Source organism: Aeromonas sp. FDAARGOS 1408 (assembly GCF_019048665.1).
GTDB lineage: Bacteria > Pseudomonadota > Gammaproteobacteria > Enterobacterales > Aeromonadaceae > Aeromonas > Aeromonas dhakensis.
The window spans coordinates 1,120,056-1,137,640 of record NZ_CP077394.1; the positions used below are offsets into that span (position 1 = coordinate 1,120,056).

The 17,585-nt window shown below is 60.0% G+C and carries 16 protein-coding genes; 9 read left to right on the top strand and 7 right to left on the bottom strand.

The annotated features are described in order from the left end of the window. Positions 1 to 17: 17 nt before the first annotated feature. From yejK to I6L38_RS05415, 5 genes are all read left to right on the top strand, one after another. Complete coding sequence (yejK, locus tag I6L38_RS05395; protein ID WP_026140927.1) at positions 18 to 1,079, top strand: nucleoid-associated protein YejK; 1,062 nt, start codon at positions 18 to 20, stop codon at positions 1,077 to 1,079. A 395-nt stretch (positions 1,080 to 1,474) separates the two neighbouring features. Continuing rightward, positions 1,475 to 2,656, top strand: a complete 1,182-nt coding sequence (gene malE / locus I6L38_RS05400; RefSeq protein WP_005299593.1) for a maltose/maltodextrin ABC transporter substrate-binding protein MalE — start codon at positions 1,475 to 1,477, stop codon at positions 2,654 to 2,656. 75 nt (positions 2,657 to 2,731) lie between these two features. Further along, positions 2,732 to 4,384 carry a maltose ABC transporter permease MalF gene (gene malF / locus I6L38_RS05405; protein WP_024942187.1) on the top strand — a complete coding sequence of 551 codons (1,653 nt, stop codon included), beginning with the start codon at positions 2,732 to 2,734 and terminating at the stop codon, positions 4,382 to 4,384. A gap of 12 nt (positions 4,385 to 4,396) precedes the next feature. After that, entirely contained in the window at positions 4,397 to 5,287 is an 891-nt protein-coding gene (malG, locus tag I6L38_RS05410) for a maltose ABC transporter permease MalG (RefSeq protein WP_005299600.1), read from the top strand. Positions 5,288 to 5,357: 70 nt separating this feature from the next. After that, entirely contained in the window at positions 5,358 to 6,494 is a 1,137-nt protein-coding gene (locus tag I6L38_RS05415) for an ABC transporter ATP-binding protein (RefSeq protein ID WP_043170925.1), read from the top strand. Positions 6,495 to 6,609: 115 nt separating this feature from the next. On the opposite strand, the gene ppk2 is transcribed toward I6L38_RS05415, so the two are convergent. Continuing rightward, on the bottom strand, positions 6,610 to 7,425 hold the full coding sequence (gene ppk2, locus I6L38_RS05420; protein WP_216989259.1) for a polyphosphate kinase 2: 816 nt from the start codon (positions 7,423 to 7,425) through the stop codon (positions 6,610 to 6,612). Between the two features lie 173 nt (positions 7,426 to 7,598). On the opposite strand from ppk2, the gene I6L38_RS05425 reads away from it, so the two are divergent. Then, positions 7,599 to 8,399 carry an alpha/beta fold hydrolase gene (locus I6L38_RS05425; protein WP_216989260.1) on the top strand — a complete coding sequence of 267 codons (801 nt, stop codon included), beginning with the start codon at positions 7,599 to 7,601 and terminating at the stop codon, positions 8,397 to 8,399. Positions 8,400 to 8,473: 74 nt separating this feature from the next. Here I6L38_RS05425 and I6L38_RS05430 read toward each other — a convergent pair whose 3' ends face one another. Genes I6L38_RS05430 through I6L38_RS05440 form a run of 3 tightly spaced genes read right to left on the bottom strand, consistent with a single transcriptional unit; the run spans position 8,474 to position 10,648 of the window. Next, on the bottom strand, positions 8,474 to 9,262 hold the full coding sequence (locus tag I6L38_RS05430) for a MipA/OmpV family protein (protein ID WP_010634368.1): 789 nt from the start codon (positions 9,260 to 9,262) through the stop codon (positions 8,474 to 8,476). 56 nt (positions 9,263 to 9,318) lie between these two features. Then, a complete protein-coding gene (locus I6L38_RS05435; RefSeq protein ID WP_017786655.1) occupies positions 9,319 to 10,389 on the bottom strand; it encodes an AI-2E family transporter in 1,071 nt (356 codons plus the stop codon). A 16-nt stretch (positions 10,390 to 10,405) separates the two neighbouring features. Beyond that, positions 10,406 to 10,648 (bottom strand): sulfurtransferase TusA family protein, encoded by a 243-nt coding sequence (locus I6L38_RS05440; RefSeq protein ID WP_017779381.1) that lies wholly within the window; start codon positions 10,646 to 10,648, stop codon positions 10,406 to 10,408. Between the two features lie 129 nt (positions 10,649 to 10,777). Between I6L38_RS05440 and I6L38_RS05445 the strand changes: the two genes are divergently transcribed. Further along, complete coding sequence (locus tag I6L38_RS05445) at positions 10,778 to 12,232, top strand: M48 family metalloprotease (protein WP_010634365.1); 1,455 nt, start codon at positions 10,778 to 10,780, stop codon at positions 12,230 to 12,232. Positions 12,233 to 12,362: 130 nt separating this feature from the next. Here I6L38_RS05445 and I6L38_RS05450 read toward each other — a convergent pair whose 3' ends face one another. After that, positions 12,363 to 12,845, bottom strand: a complete 483-nt coding sequence (locus tag I6L38_RS05450; protein ID WP_017786658.1) for a TlpA disulfide reductase family protein — start codon at positions 12,843 to 12,845, stop codon at positions 12,363 to 12,365. 60 nt (positions 12,846 to 12,905) lie between these two features. On the opposite strand from I6L38_RS05450, the gene arsC reads away from it, so the two are divergent. Both arsC and I6L38_RS05460 read left to right on the top strand, forming a co-directional pair. After that, positions 12,906 to 13,256, top strand: a complete 351-nt coding sequence (arsC, locus tag I6L38_RS05455; RefSeq protein ID WP_017779378.1) for an arsenate reductase (glutaredoxin) — start codon at positions 12,906 to 12,908, stop codon at positions 13,254 to 13,256. Then, positions 13,253 to 13,636 (top strand): DUF2069 domain-containing protein, encoded by a 384-nt coding sequence (locus I6L38_RS05460; protein ID WP_017781717.1) that lies wholly within the window; start codon positions 13,253 to 13,255, stop codon positions 13,634 to 13,636. Before arsC ends, I6L38_RS05460 begins: the two co-directional genes overlap by 4 nt. Positions 13,637 to 13,779: 143 nt before the next feature. On the opposite strand, the gene I6L38_RS05465 is transcribed toward I6L38_RS05460, so the two are convergent. Together I6L38_RS05465 and I6L38_RS05470 are read right to left on the bottom strand one after the other, a co-directional pair. Further along, positions 13,780 to 16,062 carry a hypothetical protein gene (locus tag I6L38_RS05465; protein WP_216989572.1) on the bottom strand — a complete coding sequence of 761 codons (2,283 nt, stop codon included), beginning with the start codon at positions 16,060 to 16,062 and terminating at the stop codon, positions 13,780 to 13,782. A gap of 844 nt (positions 16,063 to 16,906) precedes the next feature. Further along, entirely contained in the window at positions 16,907 to 17,521 is a 615-nt protein-coding gene (locus I6L38_RS05470; protein ID WP_216989261.1) for an ACP phosphodiesterase, read from the bottom strand. Positions 17,522 to 17,585: the final 64 nt, after the last annotated feature.

Genomic DNA, 17,585 nt, shown 5'->3' on the forward strand with positions numbered 1-17,585 from the left:
CACTATGGCTTTGTGACATGAGTCTCGATATCGACAAGATCATTCTTCACTCCCTGCGCCAGGGCGGCGATGGTCAACCTCACGCCGACACCCGCAGCCAGCTTCTGCCTGCCGATGAGGCGGTACAGGGGCTGATGGCGGAGCTGCACCGCATTTACAACGGCAAGGGGGGCAAGGGCTTTGGCTTCTTCGCCGACCCCGAGGCCGCCGTCGCCGAGCTGGCAGAGGGGGAAGAGGCCCCCAAGCAGCCCTCTCCCCTGTTTCGCATCGCGCTGGAAAAGCTGCTGGACGAGCAGCTCGAATTCGTTCCCTTCTCGGTGGAGATGACCCAGCTGCTGGTCAAGCAGCTGGTGGAGCACGCCCTCGACGAGCAGGGGGTGCTGCTGTTTGCCAAGTACAACTACGTGGGTGTGGATTATCTGATGATCGCCCTGCTGGAGGGCAAGGAGAGCGTCACCGTCAGCGAGGCGCTGGAACTGCGCCACATCCAGTATCTGGATATCGGCAAATTGAACCTGGTGGCCCGCATCGATCTCACCGAATGGAAAACCCAGGCTGATTCGCGCCGTTACATCACTTTCAGCAAGGGCCGGGTCGGTCGCAAGCTGGGTGATTTTTTCATGGATCTGCTGGGGGCCCGCGAGGGGATGGATGCCAAGATCCAGAACAAGGGGTTGCTGCAGGCGGTGGACGACTATTGCGACAGCCGCCAGCTGGAGCCGGCCGAGCGCAACGACTACAAGAAACAGGTCTTCAAATATTGCACCGAGCAGGCCAGCGCCGGTGAAGAGATCGAGATCAGGGAGCTGTCGGCAGAGCTCTCGTCAAAAGAAGCAGGGGAGGGCGACCTCGATTTTTACAGCTTCATCGGTCAGGAGTACGAGCTGGAAGAGCGCTTCCCGGCGGACCGCTCCACCCTGCGCGGGCTGACCAAGTTCGTCGGCTCCGGTGGCGGGCTGACGTTGAGCTTCGAGCAGAAGCTGCTCAACAGCCGGATTTTCTACGATCCCCAGACCGATACCCTGACCATCAAGGGGGTGCCACCCAACCTCAAGGATCAGTTGCTGCGCCAGTCGTAATGTGATCTGCTTTCCACTTTTGGCAAAAAGACACCGCAGCCTGCTGCGGTGTCTTTTTATTTAACGGGGTAGGTGGCAGCGAAACCAACTCGGTGATTTGTTAACAAATTAAACAGAATAATCCCTGTGAAAGGGTTTTCAATGAGGTGAAAACCCTTTCATTCATGTTTATTTATTTCTCTTTGGTAATTTAATTTCTTAATTTGGCGATAAATATGCCAATAAATGGCGTTAACCCCCTGAAATAAGAAAATGTTTTCAGAACTTTCCGGAAGAAAATACGTAATTGCGTTTCAAAAATGCGAGTTGCGTCATGTGAGGCGGTAACGGCTTGGGATAATATTCATCTCGCACACAATGCTCTTGCAGCGCGGAACTAATACAAGGAAAGGCTCATGAAAAAGAAATTGCTGTCATCCCTGATCGGTCTGGCTACTCTGGGTGTGGCTTGCTCTGCCACTGCCGCCATTGACGAAGGCCAACTGACCATCTGGATCAACGGTGACAAGGGATACAATGGTCTGGCCGAAGTAGGTAAGAAATTTGAAGCCGAAACCGGCATCAAGGTGACGGTTGCTCACCCTGATCAGGTGGAAGTGAAATTCCAGCAAGCCGCTGCCACCGGCAACGGCCCGGACATCTTCTTCTGGGCTCACGACCGTTACGGTGAGTGGGTCAAGGCCGGTCTGCTGGTCCCCGTGACCCCGAATGCCGCCACCAAAGCCAAGTTTGAACAGTTCGCCTGGGATGCCATGACCGTTGATGGCAAGACCTACGGTTATCCGGTTGCCGTCGAAGCCGTCAGCCTGATCTACAACAAGGATCTGCTGCCGGAGCCGCCGAAGACCTTCGAAGAGATCGCCAAGATTGACGAGACCCTGAAGAAGAGCGGCAAGCGCGCCATCATGTGGGCCTATGACACCCCCTACTTCAGCTACCCGCTGGTGGCTGCCAACGGTGGCTACGCCTTCAAGAAGACCGCTACCGGTTATGACGTGAAAGACACCGGCGTGAACAACGCGGGTGCCAAGGCCGGTGTCGGCTACATCTCCGAGATGATCAAGTCCGGTCACCTGGAAAAAGGCATCGACTACGGTGTGATGGACGCCAAGTTCAACAAGGGCGAAGTGGCCATGATGATCAACGGTCCCTGGGCCTGGAGCAACCTGGACAAGAGCGGCATCAAGTACGGCGTTGCCTCCCTGCCGACCCTGAAGGGTAAACCGGCCAAGGCCTTCGTCGGCGTGCTGGGTGCCACCATCAACGCCGCCAGCCCGAACAAGGATCTGGCCATCGAGTTCCTGGAAAACTACCTGCTGACCGACGCCGGTCTGGCGCCGGTCAACGCCGACAAGCCGCTGGGCGCCGTGGCGCTGAAGTCCTTCCAGAAGACCCTGGAAGCGGATCCGCACATCAAGGCCACCATGGTGAACGCCCAGAATGGCGAGCCGATGCCGTCCGTGCCTGAAATGAGCCGTTTCTGGTCCTCCTTCGAAACTGCCCTCAAGAACGTGACCTCCGGCCGTCAGAGCGTTGACGAAGCCCTGGATACCGCTGCCAAGCGTATCGTTCAGTAAGCACGTACTACCCGGGAGGCCGCAACGGCCTCCCACTCTCTCAAATCTCTCTTGGCGTTATAAAGGTTAATTGGCATGGAAGTAGTACCTTCTATCGAATCCTATGCCGGTCCGAAGGATAAGCACACCTGGCTTAAGTGGACCATTGCTGCCCTGGTAGCCATCCTCAACGGTTATGCAGCCGTGATGATGTACGCCAGCGGTGAGTGGGTATTCGCTCTGCTTGATCTGGTGGTGGTCTCCGTCGGTCTGTATGTCTTCATGAACAAGAAGACCTATGCCCACCGCTATATCTTCCCCGGTGTGGCTGGCATGGTTGTTTTTATCATCTTCCCTCTTGCCTACACGATCGGCATCGCCTTCACCAACTATTCGGGATCCAACCTGCTCTCCATCGAGCAGGCGCGGGATTACCATCTGAAAAAAACCTATAAGGTGGCGGGCGGTGAATTCGATTTCACCCTCCTGGGTGGTGAGAACAATCAGTTTCAGCTGCTGCTGAAACAGGACGACCAATCCTTTATCAGTCAACCCGTTACCCTGATGAACAACAAGGCCCGTGAACTGGCTGTCCGCGAGGGCAGGGTTCATGACAAGGTACAAGTTGTTCAGCTGCAACCCCTGGCCGGTGAGGCCGTGGATCAGGTGGCGCCCATCCGGGCCATCGTCGACCACCGCACCCACCTGAGCGCCCTCGATCTGGTGCTGCCAGATGGCGGAACCCACCTGACCCTGAGCAGCCTGCGCAAGTTCGCCGCCCAGAAACAGCAGTACACCCGTCTGCTGGACGGTGCCGTGCTCAAGTCCGGGGTGGTGATCAAAGACAGCAATCTGCTGCGTGACAACCAGAGCGGCGAGCTGATGCTGCCCAACGGCGACACCGGCTTCTATCAATATGTCGATGAGCAGGGCCAATTCGTCGGCAAGAGCGTGGCACCCGGTTTCGTGGTGAGCGTGGGCTGGAAGAACTTCGCCCGCATCGTCACCGACCCGGGTATCCAGGCGCCGTTCCTGCAGATCTTCGTCTGGACCGTGATCTTCTCCGCCTGTTCGGTGGGCTTCACCCTGGCCATCGGCATGGTGCTGGCCTGTCTGGTGCAGTGGGAGTCTCTCAAGGGGCGCGGTTTCTACCGGGTCATGTTGATCCTGCCCTATGCCATCCCGGCGTTCATCTCCATCCTGGTGTTCAAGGGTTTGTTCAACCAGAACTTCGGCGAGATCAACCTGTTCCTGGAAGCGGCGTTCGGCATCAAGCCTGACTGGTATACCAACCCCTTCCTGGCCAAGGTGATGATCCTCATCGTCAACACCTGGCTTGGCTACCCCTACATGATGATCCTCTGCATGGGCCTGCTCAAAGCCATTCCGGAAGATCTCTATGAGGCGTCCGCCATGGACGGTGCCGGTCCGGTGCAGAACTTCTTCAAGATCACAGTACCGCTCCTGATGAAGCCGCTGACGCCCCTGTTGATTGCCTCGTTCGCGTTCAACTTCAACAACTTTGTGCTTATCCAGTTGTTGACCAACGGCGCGCCGGACATCATTGGCGCCAGCACCCCGGCCGGGACCACCGACCTGCTGGTGAGCTACACCTACCGGATCGCGTTCCAGGGCTCGGGTGGTCAGGACTACGGTCTGGCCAGTGCCATCGCCACCGCCATCTTCCTCATCGTGGGTGCGCTGGCCTTGCTCAACCTGAAATTGTCCAAAGCCGACAAGCAACTGTAAGGAGGCTTCAACATGGCAATCGTACAACCCAAATCAGTCAAATACCGGGTGTGGGCAACCCACCTGGTGATGTGGGGCTTCCTGGCACTGATCATCTTCCCGCTGATCATGGTCATCGCCATCTCGTTTAGAAACGGCAACTTCGCGGTAGGGGAGATCATCCCCTCCAACCCAACCCTGGATCACTGGAAGCTGGCGCTGGGCATGTCCATCACCAACGCCGACGGCAGCATCACGCCGCCGCCATTCCCGGTGCTGACCTGGTTGTGGAACTCCATCAAGATCGCGGGCATCACCGCCCTGATGATAGTGGTGCTCTCCACCACCTGTGCCTACGCCTTCGCCCGCCTGCGGTTCCGTGGCAAGTCCACCATCCTGCAGGGCATGCTGATTTTCCAGATGTTCCCGGCGGTGCTGGCACTGGTGGCCATCTATGCGCTCTTCAACAAGATTGGTGACTACATCCCCTGGCTGGGTCTCAACACCCACGGCGGCCTTATCCTGGCCTACATGGGCGGCATCGCCCTGCACGTCTGGACCATCAAGGGCTACTTCGAGACCATCGACTCCTCCCTGGAAGAGGCGGCGGCCATCGACGGTGCCACCCCGTGGCAGGCGTTCCGGTTGATCCTGCTGCCGCTGTCGGTGCCCATCCTGGCGGTGGTGTTCATCCTGGCCTTCATCGGTTCCATCACCGAGGTGCCCATGGCCTCCATCCTGCTGCAGGATGTGAACAACCTAACCCTGGCGGTCGGGGCCCAGCAGTACCTCTATCCGCAGAACTACCTGTGGGGTGACTTCGCCGCGGCCGCCGTGCTGTCGGGCTTCCCCATCACGGTCGTCTTCCTGCTCGCCCAGCGCTGGCTGGTGGGTGGTCTCACTGCCGGCGGCGTGAAAGGTTAACGGTTCATGGCCGGGGGAGCCGACTCCCCCCGCCATCACGATTTGCAAAGATTCAAGAGCGGAGCTCGACATGGCTGAAGTAGTACTCAACAACGTTCGCAAAAATTACGACCCGGCTGTCCACAAGGACACCCTGCGCAATATCAACCTGGCCATCAAGGAAGGGGAGTTCATCGTCTTCGTCGGCCCGTCCGGTTGCGGCAAGTCCACCCTGCTGCGGATGATCGCCGGTCTGGAAGACATCACCAGCGGCGAGCTGACCATCGGCGGGCGCTACATGAACGACGTGCCGCCGGTAGAGCGCAACGTGGGCATGGTGTTCCAGTCCTACGCCCTCTATCCGCACATGAACATCTACGAGAACATGGCCTTCGGCCTCAAGCTCAAGAAGATGGACAAAGAGAACATCCACAAGCGGGTGATGCGCGCCGCCGAGATCCTGGGTCTCGAGCCGCTGCTGGACCGCAAGCCCAAGGCGCTCTCCGGCGGTCAGCGCCAGCGGGTCGCCATCGGTCGCTCCATCGTCCAGCAGCCGCAGGTGTTCCTGTTTGACGAGCCGCTGTCGAACCTCGACGCCGCCTTGCGGGTCAAGATGCGCATCGAGATCGCCAAGCTGCACAAGGAGCTCAACTCCACCATTATCTACGTGACCCACGACCAGGTGGAGGCCATGACCCTGGCCAACCGCATCGTGGTGCTGAGCCCGCTCAAGGCGGACGCGACCACCAACCTGGAACAGTTCGGCACCCCGCTCGAGCTCTACCACAACCCGGACAACAAGTTCGTGGCGGGCTTCATCGGCTCTCCCAAGATGAACTTCCTGGCGGGCGAGCTGGTGGAGATTGGCGAGCAGGAGTGCCTGGTCAAGCTGACCACGGGCGACAGCGTGCGGGTGCGGGTCGATGCCCGCCGCGGCGCGGTTGGCGACAAGGTGGAGCTGGGCATTCGTCCCGAGCACCTGGTGCCGCTCGATCACGCCCATGCCGACAGCCGCGTGAGCGGGGTGGTGCTGGTGGCTGAACACCTGGGGGCCGAATCCTTCGTCTACATGGACGTGGCAGGCCACGACTTCACCGTCAAGACCACCTCGGACGTGGACGTGGCGGCCGGTCAGACCTACAGCGTGGGGATCCCGGCCGAGGCCTGCTACCTGTTCGATGCCAAGGAGCAAGCCTTCCCGCGCACGGCCAAATACATCCGCACCTGACAAGGGGCGGCTGCCGAGGTTTCCTTTTCTTTATATTCAATGCCTTTTTGCCGGTCGCAAGACCGGCTTTTTATTGCCTGCCGTTTGGCGAGAACGGCAGGCAAGGTGGCAGGGCTCAGGCCTCGAGCGCGGCTGTGATGTCCGGCACGAAGTGCTGGCTGGTGAGCGGCGGGCGCTCGTAGCCCTCGGTGTTGATGGGGGGCAGGGTGATGGGCTCGTAGTGGATCGCCTCGTAGGGCACCTTGCCCAGCAGGTGAGAGATGCAGTTGAGGCGGGCGCGGCGCTTGTCGTCTGCCTCCACCACGAACCAGGGGCAATCCTCGGTGTCGGTGTAGGTGAACATGTCGTCCTTGGCGCGGGAGTACTCCACCCAGCGCGAGCGGGACTGCAGATCCATCGGGCTGAACTTCCAGCGTTTGATGGGGGTGTTGATCCGCTCCTTGAAGCGCTTCTCCTGCTCCTCATCGCTGACCGAGAACCAGTACTTGATGAGGGTGATGCCTGAGCGAGTCAGCATCCGCTCGAACTCGGGGCAGGCGCGCAGAAACTCGCGATACTCGTTGTCGCTGCAAAAGCCCATCACCCGCTCGACCCCGGCCCGGTTGTACCAGGAGCGGTCGAACAGCACCATCTCGCCGGCGGCGGGCAGGTGGGTCACGTAGCGCTGAAAGTACCACTGGGAGCGCTCCCGGTCAGAGGGAGCTGGCAGGGCGCTGACCCGGCAGACCCGGGGGTTGAGGGGCTCGGTGATCGCCTTGATGACGCCCCCCTTGCCGGCGGCGTCGCGGCCCTCGAACAGCACCACCACCTTCAGCCCCTCCTGCTTGACCCACTCCTGCAGCTTGACCAGCTCCTCCTGCAGATGGGCCAGGTGGTGCTCGTAGGTCTTCTTGTCCAGGCGCGGGCGCTTCTTGCTCTTGTCCTTCGGCATGATTGTCTCCTTATTGAGTCCTTTCCAGATTGCACCAGGCGGGCGTCACTGCCAAGGGGGTCGTGTTACACTGCCGCCTCACGAGCCGCCGGCAGGCAATAGAAAAAACATGACGCCAGTGATGGCGATTTGCACTGCCGTCTCATCACCGGCTGTTGGCAACAGGAGAAAACATGAAGCAAGTTATGGAGATAGCGGGCCGCCAGATGGCCTATCTGGACGAGGGGCAGGGCCCGGTCGTGCTGTTTGGTCACAGCTACCTGTGGGACAGCGCCATGTGGGCGCCCCAGGTGGAGGCCCTCAAGGGGCAGTACCGCTGCATCGTGCCCGAACTGTGGGGCCACGGTGATTCCGATGCGCTGCCCGAGGGGGGCTGCACCCTGGCGACCCTGGCCCGCGACCACCTGGCCCTGCTCGATGCGCTCGGCATCGACGAGTTCGTGCTGGTGGGTCTCTCCATCGGCGGCATGTGGGGCGTGGAGCTGGCGCGCATGGCGCCTGCGCGCCTCAAGGGACTGGTGCTGATGGACAGCTTCGTCGGCCTCGAGCCCCAGATCACCTGCGAGCGTTACCTCGGCATGCTGGCCATGATCGAGCAGCTTGGCACCATCCCGGCTCCCATCGTCGAGCAGGTGGCGCCGCTGTTTTTTGCCGACCAGCCGGATGTCGCCCTGATGAGCGGTTTCAAGACGCGCCTCGCCGCCTGGCCGGCCGACAAGGTGGCCGCCATGGTGGCGGTGGGCCGCAGCTTCGTGACCCGCGAAGATCGCATCGAGTGGCTGGAAGAAATGAGGCTGCCCGCGCTGGTGATGACGGGTTGCCAGGACAAGGCCCGCCCTGTGCTGGAAGGCTACCTGATGGCCGAGGTGCTGGGCTGCCCGTTCAAGGAGATCTCGGCGGCCGGCCACATCGCCTCGCTGGAGAACCCTGCCTTCGTCAACGACGCGCTGGCCGAGTTTCTGGCCTGCCTGTGACAGAGTTCTCTGCCGGATAACAAGAAAAGGAGCCATGGGCTCCTTTTCTCTTTGGTGCGGGTGTGGTCTGGGCGTTACCAGATATAGCCGAGCCCCAGCCCGGCATAGAGTTCCCCCTGATGCTGGACGAGGGGGCTGTCCGCGATGTCACCGTCATAGCGCTCGTAGTTGATGCCAAAGCCGCCGATCCAGTTGGCGTTGAAGCGATAGCTGCCGATGAGGGAGACCATGGGGGAGAGGGTGGTGCCGGTGTTCCATGCCGGCCTGTCCGCCCTCGCTTCATCTTGCGAGACACCGCCGAAGTAGTAGTTGGCGAGGTTGTGGCTGCGCAGCATGACGCCGGCCCCCGGCATCAGCAGCAGCGGGCCGCGGATGATGGGGAAGTTGGCCCACAGCATCAGCTCCTGGCCATTGCTGGTGCCGGTCACGTCGCTGGTGGCCCGCACGCTCCAGAGGGCATAGGGGGTGATGAGATCGGCCCCGATCCCGGCTTCGAACTCACCCTTGCGCTTGTCGAGGCCGTGCAGGAAGGGATCATCGTCCGGATCCAGATTGCCAAAGCGCATCCGGCCGAAGGCGTAGGTGGAGAGGCCGCCATTGCGGCTCAGGTAGTAGCGGGCCCGATCCCCCAGGTACATGAGGTTGTCGCCAAAGTAGAGGGCACCCGGGATCGGCAGCAGGGTGTCATCCTGGTGCTGATAGCGGGCCTGACCGCCGATGACGGCCCCGCCCAGCACCAACCCTTTTGGGATGGGGCTGTCGGGGCTGTCGCTGGAGAAGGCGCTGAGCGCCCCGATATCGAGATCGGCCCGGGCCGGCAGGGTGGTCAGGAGCAGGGCAGCCAGCCCCGTCCGTGTGAGCATTTGCAATATCTTCATGGACACTCCGTTGTCATCGATGGCCAGGCACGACTATCGCATTATTTGGGCACGGCGGGCAGCTCTTCGCGCTTGGGCCAGGCATTGAGCACCGCCTTGACCAGGGTGGCGAGGGGGATGGCGAAGAAGACCCCCCAGAAGCCCCACAGGCCGCCAAACACCAGCACGGCAACGATGATGGCCACCGGATGCAGGTTGACCGCCTCGGAGAAGAGCAGAGGTACCAGCAGATTGCCGTCGAGGGCCTGGATCACCAGATAGGCCACCATCAGCCAGGTGAACTCGGGGGTCAGCCCCCACTGGAACAGGGCCACCATGGCCACCGGCACCGTCACCGCGGCGGCGCCTATGTAGGGGATCAGCACCGAGAAGCCCACCGCCACCGCCAGCAGCGCCGAGTAGCGCAGCCCCATCAGGGCGAATGGGATATAGGTCGCCACCCCAACGATGAGGATCTCGATCACCTTGCCGCGGATGTAGTTGAGGATCTGCTCGTTCATCTCCACCCAGACCCGGTTGACCAGGGTGCGGTTGCGCGGCAGGAAGCGGCGCAGCCCCCCCATCAATATCTCTTTGTCCTTGAGCATGAAGAAGACCATCAAGGGCACCAGGATGGCGTAGATGAGGATGGCCACCACGTTGATGAGGGAGCCGAGGGAGGCGGTCACCAGCTGCTCGCCCCCGCTCAGGATACGCTGTCGCATGTTGTCGATGACGGTCTCCACCAGGCTGACATCGACCAGCTCGGGGTACTGTTCCGGCAGGGTGCGCACATAGTCCTGGGCATGGGAGAGCATGGCCGGGGACTCCTTGGCCAGGTTCAGCCCCTGGCTTGCCAGAGTCGGGATGAGGCCGAGAAACGCCATGGCGGTGAGGGCGATGAACAGCAGCAGGATAAGGCTGGTAGCCAGGGTGCGGGAGAGCCCGGCCCGCTGCAGCCGGCTCACCGGCCACTCCAGCAGGTAGGCCATCACCAGCGCGACCAACAGTGGCGCCAGCAGATCGCCAAACAGCCAGAGCACGGCGAAACAGGCCGCCAGCAGCAGAAACAGGGTGACGGCATCGGGATCGGAGAAGCGGGTCTGATACCAGCGCTTGATGACTTCTAACATGGCGACATCCTTTACGTTACTGGGGCTGGCTGTGGTGCCTGGCCCCGACCACCAACTGCAAAGAGAGGGTATTGTCCGGCGCTTCCTGCAAGGTGAAGGGGTGACCCTGGCGCTGCAGATAGGCGGGAATGTCCTGCCGGGAGCCGGCATCGGCCAGCCGGATGGCGAGGGCTTGACCGGTTTTGGCCTGGCGCAACCAGAGCTTGAGCCGGATCAGCGGCTCGGGGCAACGCCAGGGGGTCAGGTCGAGGTATTCCATGGAGGCTCCATCGCGCGTGATGGCGGCTATTATGGCCGTGATGAGAGCACGAAACAACGCTTGTAGCCCTTGATGGGCAAGGGTATTCTGCCGGTGTCCCGGTAGGGTCTGATTGGAGATAGAGATAACGTGGCACGCTTTTCCCCCCTGATGGCATCGCTCCCCCTGCTGGCTTCCCTGATGGGCGCCACTTTCCATGCCCAGGCCAGCAACCAGCTTCCCGATATCGGCACCGCCGGGGTGGCCGCTCTGCCCATCGAGCAGGAGGTGCGCTACGGCAACGCCTTCATGCGCTTTGCCCGGGCCGGTTTGCCGATCATAGATGATCCCGTGTTGAGCCAGTACATCGACGATCTGGGCCAGCGGCTGCTCTCCAACGCCGACGGGGTGCGTTTCCCGTTCACCTTCTTCCTCATCAACGACCCCAGCATCAACGCGGCCGCCTTCCTCGGCGGGCGGGTCAAGGTGCACACCGGTCTGTTTCTCTATGCCGACAGCGAGAGCGAGCTCGCCTCGGTACTGGCCCACGAAATCACCCACGTGACCCAGCGCCACATCGCCCGCTATATGGAAGCGCAGGCGAGCAGCTCCGCCATGACTCTGGCCGGGCTGGTGGGCTCCATTGCGCTGGCGGTGATCAACCCCACCGCCGGGATCGCCGCGCTGCAGACCACGCTGGGTCTCTCCATGCAGTCGGCCATCAACTACACCCGCGACAACGAATACGAAGCGGACCGGATCGGCATGAAAACGCTGTATGACGCCGGTTTCGATCCCATGGGCATGGCCAACTTCTTCCAGAAACTGGCGGCCGAGTATCGATATGCCAGCAAGCCCCCTGAGATGCTGCTGACTCACCCGCTGCCGGAGACCCGGATCAGCGAGGCGCGCGCCCGGGCGGGCAGTTATGGCCGTCGCAATCTGCCGCCGAGCCTCGACTTCTGGCTGGCCAAGGTGCGCATTCAGGTGCGTTTTGGCACCGAGAGCCCGCAGGCCCTGCTCACCTATTTCGACAACCGGTTGCAGAAGGGGGACTACCCGCTCAAGGATGCGGCCATCTACGGCAAGGCGCTGGCGCTGCTGCAGCTCAAGCGCACCGATGAGGCCGACGCCCTGATGCAGGAGCTGGCGACCCGCCACCCGGAAGATCTGTTCGTGGTGGACGCCCTCACCGACATCGACTTGGCCAAGGGGCGCAGCGCCCAGGCCATCGCCCGGCTCGAGAAGTTCCGCACCCGCATGCCGGACAACGAGGTGGTGGTGGTGAACCTCGGCAACGCCTACCTGGAAGGGGGCAACTACAAGAAGTCCATCGCCATTCTCGACCCCTATGCCCGCGAGCACGAAGAGAACAACCTGGCCTGGAGCCTGCTCTCCGATGCCTATCGCAAGGCGGGCAGGATGACCGAATTGCACATGGCGCGCGCCGAGATGCTCTCCCTGCGCGGTGACTACCAGGCGGCCATCGACGAGCTGATCGTGGCGCGTGGCACCACCAACGACAAGTTGACTCTGGCAAGGCTGGAGGCACGGATCACCGAGCTGGAACGGGCCAAGAAGGATCTCGACAGCCTCAAGGGCTGACGGGCCAGCGGCTCGCACGCACGACAAGGGCGCACCAGGGTGCGCCCTTGTCGTTGATGCAGGTTGCCGATGGGCAACAACAGGGGGAAGGGCGGGGAAACAGAGCGGCCGGCGGCAAGGGGTCAGGCGTTCAGTGGCCAGCCGGCTTGACGGAGGCCCTGAGGGCCTCGAGCTGCGATGGGGTGAGCTCCCCCTCCAGGGTCTGCAGGAGGTTCCCTTTGCCATCGAGCAGATAGCTGGTGGGCAGCCCGGCGGGGCGAGGGAAGGGGAGGCTCTCCTCCTGGCGGGGGATGAGCAGCGGCACCCTGATGTGGTACTGCCCGGCCAGTTTGCGAAGCTCGGCCGGTGTGGTCGGGTCATAGTTGACCATCACCACGGCGATCTCTCCCTCCCGCGCCAGCGCCTCCAGCAGCGGCAGCTCCCGCAGGCAAGGGGCGCACCAGGGGGCGAAGTAGTTGACCAACAGCGGCTTGCCGGCAAAGTCGGCCAGGGCCACCGGCAGGTGCTGGCTGTCGGTGAACTGGGGCGCCGGGCTGCAGGCCGTCAGCAGACCGGCCACAATCAGCCAACAAATTCGTTTCAATTCCTGCACTCTCGCGCTTACCCTGACCATCAGTTTCCCCTACAATAGCGCCGTTTCTTGTCCCATCTTGCGATTAATCAGGGAGTTATCATGAGCGAGACCCAAATCTACCACAATCCGCGCTGCTCCAAGAGCCGTGAAACCCTGGCCTTGCTGGAACAACACGGGATCGCCCCGGCTGTGGTGCTCTATCTGGAGCAGGCCCCGAGCGAGGAAGAGATCCGCACCCTGCTGAGCCAGCTGGGATTCAGCGATCCGCGCCAGCTGATGCGCACCAAGGAAGATCTCTACAAGGAGCTGGGTCTTGGCGAGGTGAGCGGTGACGCCCTCATTCGCGCCATGCATCAGTATCCCAAGCTCATCGAGCGCCCCATCGTCATCAAGAACGGCCAGGCCCGCATCGGCCGCCCGCCCGAGCAGGTGCTGGAGATCCTCAAGTGAGCACCCGCTTCGCCCGTCTGCTGACTCTGGTCGGCTTCTTTGGCCTGCTGGGCTGGGTGCTGCTATGGCATCTGTGGCTCTCGCCCCATCCCGACCTCAACCCCTGGCTGTTGCCGGTGATCTGGACGGTGCCGCTGCTGTTCCCGCTCAAGGGGATTGTGCAGGGCAACCCCTACACCCACGCCTGGGGCAACTTCGTGCTGATGCCCTACTTCCTGCACGCCCTGACCCTGATCACCACGGATGAGGGGGAGCGGTGGCTGGCGGTGGTGGAGCTGGTGTTCACCGTGCTCGCCTTCATCGGCACCATCTATTACGCCCGCCTGCGCGGCCGCGAGCTGGGGCTGAGCATTCGCAAGAAAAAGGATGCCGACAGCTGACCCGCTGGGTTTCTACCCTGGCTTGCAGGGGAAAACGGGCTGTCGCTGCGACCACAGTGCGAGCGCGCATCCAAATGAAAAGTCCCTGCCAAGGCAGGGACTTTTTTATGGCCAAAGTGGCCTTGGCTACGCTTGCCGTTGGCTTAGAAATGAATGGTCAGCTGGGGCGCTTTGGCCGGGGTTGCCTCCGAGGTATAGACATATTTATCGTAGTAACTGGCATAACCGGGATCGAGCGCGAAGCTCAATCTTGGCTGTTCATAGGTATCGCCACTCCCCGTTTTTGCCCTGTCCAGGGCGGCATTGAACAAGTCAGTGACATCAATCCAGGCCACCTGTTCACTGGAGTAGGTGATTTGATCGCTGAACTTGGGCCGGCTCTCTTTCCAGCTGTTTTGTCGCATCGCCCAGGTTGAGGCGTTGGCGCTGAAGAAGTAGTAACTCCAGTAACTGGAAATATATACGGTGCCGGGATCGTACTGCTCAATTCTCAACGAAACCGAGCTCGGTTTTCTGTTGCCATATTTGGCAACATATTCACCCAGGTTGAATGAGAGAAATCCCCAGGTCATGGCAGGATTGTAAGCACCATCGGCGCCGAGAGTCAGGTTGCTGTTTTGAGACTGACTGATTTGTTTGGGATCATAGGTATAATAGGCCATGTCTTCATCGGCATAGATGGCATAGGTGCCATCGCTTCTGACCTCATGGGGCTTGTTATATTCCCCTTCTGCCGCGCAATAGTTCTTTATGGTGACCTGACTTGATGGTGCACCGAGACGAATATCAAGACCTTGCTTGGGAGTCAGCGTCACATTGCTCAGTTGTCCTGAATTGATCAGGCGCTTGGCATCGCTATCCGGATCCAGCGTGTCCTTGGTATAACTCAAGGTGGCGGGATACTCTTTCATGGTCAAATAATAGGGAACGAATTTCCCCTCGGCGTCCGTTTTATTCACCATGGCAATGTCTTTATTCAATATGTTGTCATGGAGGGTGGCGGAATTATTCTTCGCCGTGACGATCAGGGAGATGCTATCCACAACCCCTTTTCCCCCCTGGAATGAAATGCTCGGGCGCTTGCTGTTCAAGCGGTCGTACAAATACATCAAGGGCACATCATCGGTGACTACCGTATACAGCTTGGAACTGCTGCCATTGGTAGACATAGCGGCATAGGAGAAGCTGTCATTATTGCCATCTATATCGTGAAGGTTGGTGAACTGCGGGGTGACATCAGCACTGACCAGATATTTGATCTTCAATCTCCCGGTGAGATTGACGCCGGTATTCTCGGTCGTGTTCCAGCCACTCATGGTCAAGCCCGACTTGGCATTGCTTGCCAGCACGACGTTGGAGGGGATGAAGGTGGTGACCAGCTTGTATCCCTGGGAGCTGGAGCGATCACTATAGGTCTTGTCGACACGGACCTTCGGGGTGGTCAACAGGGTGAACAAGCCCATGGGCTCATCATAGAGCGGGAACGAGATATCACTGGCACCATTTTCGCCAAAATCTTGCCAGGCGGTGGACAAACTGCCCGGCATTTTCAGTTTGACCGTGATGCCAGGATCTGAGGAGGTCGTTTCACCCCGCAAATACACCTCCGAGAAGGAGATTTGTGGAATGATTGGGCTGTAGCCGGGCACGGCCGCCGCCTGTGTTCCGAAGATGGATCCCACGCCAGACAGGGTGCCGGCCAGTGCCTTGAAGCCTGCCGTTACACTGCTTCCCCCCGGGGCCAGCTCCATCATGCCGCCCAGAAAGTCGCCTGCGGCACCCAAGGCATCGCTGGCCACGGCATTGGAAGTGGCGGAGTCGTTGATGCCGCCGAAGACATTCTGCAGGTCGGAGAGATTGCTGACGGTATAATTGCCGGCCTGTTCCAGGTTGTCGCTCAAGCTACCCGAGACGTCCATCAGATAGGCCGCCGGATCGCCGATACCCTCGTCGGTGATATTCTGCGAGATACCGGTGGCATGCCCATACAGTTCAACATTGGCGATCGCTTTTGGACTGATCTTGATGTTCAAGTCAATCTCATCTGAACCGGCGGAACAGGGATCCAGATTCACCTGGAAGTCGGTCACCCCCCAGCCACCATCCTGCGCGTTATTGATGGCGCCAAAGCCGGTCTTGCTGCTGGAGTAGAATCGGGCATCCGCGCTCTGGTTGCTGTCAAAGAGCTTGGATTTGCCAGTGGTGGAGAGCGTCACCGCAACGCCGGTGCCTATGGTGTAACCGGGGAAATATCCCATCACCCGCAGTTTTGCCGTCATCCGGTTGTAGAGAATGAGGTAGGGGTATTGGTTGGTCGAGAATGCATCATCCCCATCGGCAGACCAGGCGGACTTCGCATTGGCATAATGCTGCATCTTGTAGCCAAGATTGAATTTGAGGAGCTCCCAACCGCTATTTGGGTCCATGTCGGGTATTTTATCTGCGATGGTTCTGGCTACCCGCCTGGTGCAGCTTGTGGCAGGAGGGAGCTGATTACCCGGGCCCATGATATCCGAGGTGATGGCTGCGCCACCCGGAATATTGTAGAGCGATTCTATTTCGCAGATATAGAATGGGCTGGTCATCAGCTCATCTTCTCCGCTTATCGAAGACATGCCAACTTGCAGGTGTTGGGTGCGCCAGTCAAAAATATTTTTGCGCTGTTGTTGAATTGCCGCTGCCGTATTTGGGTAGCGCGCATGATCCGGGTGGGTAATGACGGCTTCCTGTTTCCAGCGAGCATCTATATCCAGCGGGGTGGCTGCATGCGCCATCAATGGAAGCATGGCACTGACGGCCATCCATAATGTTGAATGCCTGATCTCCATTATCATAATTCTCCAGGTTTTAATCGCTATTGTAAAATCTTACAATTGACAGATATCGAGAATATTATTCTCGCAATGAATATGTCAGCGGGTTTTAAATTAAGCATATCCATTACCGTGAGGGTAATAATTAATGCTGGCTAGTCAATGACTTTTTTATTATTCTGGAGGTCATGGATAATAGCAGAGGCATTCGACAGGCGTTTTTATATGAAAATAATGTCAGTCAGAACTGGTGTGGCACCATTTATGTGGAGACTTCATTGGTGTTGATTTTTTTGCAGCCAGAGCGATATATGAAAATATATATTCGATGAATGAAATCTTCTCCATCAAGGGTCATTGCCAAGCAAATATTCCTGACCCCAGCTCAACCGGAGATACGCTCCCGTGAAATACAGGGAGCGAAAGAGAGTGTGTTTGCCGTCATTTCGCGGGGTACTCATGGTTGCGGCCGTTCATCCCCGCCACGATAGTGGACCAGCTGCTGCACGCTGAACTGCATCAGCTGGGGGTAGAAGCGCAGAAAGCCCTCTTCGCACTGCTGCCAGCGGGCCGCGTCCAGGGTCGTGAGCGCTTCTCCCAGAGGCTGCGGGCGGCGCAGCCGGCGACCTATGCCGTTGAGGGCCTGCGCCAGCCCCTCTTTGCGCTGATAGGAGGCGATCCAGTCCTGCTCCGCCATCCGCTTGAGGGGCAGGGGTAGCCCCTCCGGCAGCTGGTGTGCATCTGCCAGCAGGCGCCGGTAACTCTGCTGCAGGAAGCGGGGCAGGGCCTCGTCATGAAACTGCGGCCAGTGCAGGCTGAGCCAGTGGTCGTAGAGCATGTCCACCAGGATCCCGCCAAAGCGGCGCCAGGGGGCCTCGAAGCAGGCCACCGCCGCCCTGTGCTCGGGGTGGCCATCGGTGAAGGCGTCTATCTTGCGGTGCAGCCAGATCCCCTCGTCAAACGGTGCGGCGAGACCAGTGGGCAGGGCACCCTTGACGAAATCCCCCAGCAGGTTGCCGGTAAGGGAGCTGTGGGTATGGGCTGCCAGATGCAGATGAGCCAGATAGTTCATGAAGGGGGGAACCAGCCAAAGGGATTGCCGCTGAGCCTAGCGGATCCGGCGGCCCTTGCCTATG